The organism is Stenotrophomonas pictorum JCM 9942, assembly GCF_001310775.1.
In the GTDB taxonomy this organism is placed as follows: domain Bacteria; phylum Pseudomonadota; class Gammaproteobacteria; order Xanthomonadales; family Xanthomonadaceae; genus Stenotrophomonas; species Stenotrophomonas pictorum.
In genome coordinates this window covers 1-2489 of record NZ_BAZI01000384.1, presented here as the reverse complement: position 1 = coordinate 2489, position 2489 = coordinate 1, and the positions used below count along the sequence as shown (strand labels likewise).

Here is a 2489-nt window from a genome sequence, read left to right as displayed (position 1 = left end):
TGAAGCCGCCGCCGGCGCCACCACCGCCGAAGACCTCCTCGAAATCGAACCCCTGGCCGCCGCCGAAGTTGGGCGGCGCGTGGAATTCCTCGCCCGGACGATAGCCCTGCGCACGCAGCTGGTCGTACGCGCGGCGTTTGGCCGGGTCGCGCAGCGCCTCGTAGGCCTCGTTGACGGCCTTGAACTTCTCCTCGGCGCCGGTTTCCTTGCTCACATCAGGATGGTATTTGCGCGCCAGCCGCCGGTAGGCCGCCTTGATCTCGGCATCGCCGGCCGTGGGCTCGACCCCCAACGTTGCGTAGTAATCCTTGAATTCCATCCATCCACCTCTGAAAAAGTCCGGCCCGCCACCTTTCGGCAACGGGCCGTCATGCATGCGGCAACCGCCGTGGCGCCATTCTACCGGGCCACGGCGGCTGCGCCGGTGCAAACCCGCTCACATCGGCTCAGCCCGCGACGTGACGGACCTCGATGCGGCGCGGCGCCGCCTCGCTGCGCTTGGGAATGCGGATCTCCAGCACGCCGTTGCGGTTGCTGGCCACGATCCCCTCCACGTCAACGCTGTCAGGCAGAGTGAAGCGGCGGATGAACGTCCCATGGCCACGCTCGCTGCGCGAAAGCTGCTGGCCTTCCTCCAGCTTCGGGGCCACGCGCTCGCCCTTGATTGAAAGAACGCCCTTGTCCATCTGCACGTCGATGGCAGCCGGATCCACGCCCGGAAGATCGACCAGCAGCACGAACTGCGACGCTTCCTCGCGGATATCCACGGCCGGTACCCAGGCGGTGCTGGCGCGGGCGGCGCTTTCGGCGGTTTTCAGCAGCGGCGCCAGCAGATCATGGATCTCGGTCTGCGTCGGCCACTGGCGGTAACGTACGATGCTCATGATGTCCTCCTGCAAGTGTGGACTGACATGCCGGAATGGCGATGCCGTTCCCGTGCACCCCAGATATTGTGTGAAGACAGCCTTTTCAAGCCGTTGACGCTGCGCTTCACCAGCGGCCACTAAACTCAAATTCAGGCAAGGAGATAACCATGTCCATCCACGTTGGCGACCGCATTCCGGAAGTAGCCCTCAAGCGCCTGCGCGCAGGGCTGGAGACGGTCGACACCTACGCGCTGTTCGATGGCCGCAAGGCGGTGCTGTTCGCGGTACCGGGGGCATTCACCCCGACCTGCTCGGCCCGCCATCTGCCCGGGTACGTCGAGCATTTCGACGAATTCCGCCGTCGTGGCATCGAGGTGTACTGCATGGCGGTGAACGACGCCTTCGTGATGCAGGCCTGGGCCAAGACCCAGTCGGTGCCCGATGGCCTGCAGATGCTGTCCGACGGCAATGGCGAGCTCACCCGCGCGTTGGGACTGGAGCTGGATGCCAGCAGCTCCGGCATGGGCCTGCGTTCGCGCCGTTTCGCGCTGTATATCGAAGACGGCGTGGTGCGCAGCTGCTTCATCGAGCAGCCGGGCCAGTTCGAGGTCTCCTCCGCGGAGCATGTCCTCGCCCATCTCCCCACATAAGTTTTCCCACAGAAGGATCCGCCAGCCATGAGCAAGCCGTCCGCCGCCAAGTCCGTCCAGCCCGCCGGGTTCACCGACCGCAAAACCCTGCGCGCCAACGCCCGCAAGAGCATCGAGGATGGCGCCATCACCCCGTCCTACGGTGCCGATCGCAACGCGGTGATCAAGTTGCTCAACGACGCGCTGGCAACCGAATGGGTATGCGTGCTGCGCTACTACCGGCACTACTACATGGCCAAGGGCATGCTTGCCGATTCGGTGAAAGCCGAATTCCTCGAGCATGCACAGCAGGAGCAGGAACACGCCGGCATGCTGGCCGAGCGCATCGTGCAGCTGGGCGGCGAGCCGGACCTCAATCCGGACACCCTGACCGCCCGCGCCCATGCCGAATACAAGGAAGGCGATGATCTGCGCGACATGGTGCGCGAGAACCTGATCGCCGAGCGCATCGCCATCGACAGCTACCGCGAGATGATCAACTTCATCGGCGACAAGGACACCACCACCAAGCGCATGCTTGAGCTCATCCTGGCGCAGGAAGAGGAGCACGCCGACGACTTCGCCGACCTGCTGGAAGGCTTGGTCGGCAAGTAAGCAGGCGGTATGCCGCGCGGGAGTGGCCCAGGCCGCTCCGCTGTGCGCACTCCGCTACGGCGCGACCCGGAAACGGATCCGGGTCCACGCGCCATCAGCGGCCAGCGCGGTGAGCGTGTATTCGCCCGGTACGTCGAACTGGCGCATGAAGGGGCGGGCGCCCTGGGTCCGGGCGATCCAGCGGCCGTCCAGCAACCATTCCACCGCCGTTTCGGTACCCAGTGCGCGCAGCTGCAGACGTGGGCCGTGGCTGGCGCCGGGTGCGCGGGCCAGCGTGGCCCGGTCATTGAGCCGTCGATATGCAGCACGGCATCGGACAGCTGGCCATTGCCGTCGCATTGCGGCGCAAGCGGCGGCAAGGTCTGCGCGTGCCGTTGCG

Annotated in this window: 4 protein-coding genes and 1 pseudogene; 2 read left to right on the top strand and 3 right to left on the bottom strand. The window is 65.8% G+C overall.

The genetic code is table 11. The features are described from left to right. Positions 1-319, bottom strand: a 319-nt coding sequence (locus JCM9942_RS14030; protein WP_157722942.1) for a DnaJ domain-containing protein, incomplete at its 3' end; no start/stop codon positions are given. Positions 320-446: 127 nt separating this feature from the next. Continuing rightward, entirely contained in the window at positions 447-884 is a 438-nt protein-coding gene (locus JCM9942_RS14025; RefSeq protein ID WP_054660443.1) for an Hsp20/alpha crystallin family protein, read from the bottom strand. Between the two features lie 149 nt (positions 885-1033). Between JCM9942_RS14025 and JCM9942_RS14020 the strand changes: the two genes are divergently transcribed. Both JCM9942_RS14020 and JCM9942_RS14015 read left to right on the top strand, forming a co-directional pair. Continuing rightward, positions 1034-1516 (top strand): peroxiredoxin, encoded by a 483-nt coding sequence (locus tag JCM9942_RS14020; protein WP_054660441.1) that lies wholly within the window; start codon positions 1034-1036, stop codon positions 1514-1516. Positions 1517-1543: 27 nt separating this feature from the next. Beyond that, a complete protein-coding gene (locus tag JCM9942_RS14015; protein WP_054660439.1) occupies positions 1544-2110 on the top strand; it encodes a ferritin-like domain-containing protein in 567 nt (188 codons plus the stop codon). A gap of 54 nt (positions 2111-2164) precedes the next feature. On the opposite strand, the pseudogene JCM9942_RS18400 reads toward JCM9942_RS14015, so the two are convergent. Then, positions 2165-2489 (bottom strand): annotated as a pseudogene (locus JCM9942_RS18400) (penicillin-binding protein 1C); the annotation flags it as partial.

Excerpts from the sequence above, each read along its gene's own strand:
- JCM9942_RS14015 (WP_054660439.1), top strand. The coding sequence starts at position 1,544 with ATGAGCAAGCCGTCCGCCGCCAAGTCCGTCCAGCCCGCCGGGTTCACC.
- JCM9942_RS14025 (WP_054660443.1), bottom strand. The coding sequence starts at position 884 with ATGAGCATCGTACGTTACCGCCAGTGGCCGACGCAGACCGAGATCCAT.
- JCM9942_RS14020 (WP_054660441.1), top strand. The coding sequence starts at position 1,034 with ATGTCCATCCACGTTGGCGACCGCATTCCGGAAGTAGCCCTCAAGCGC.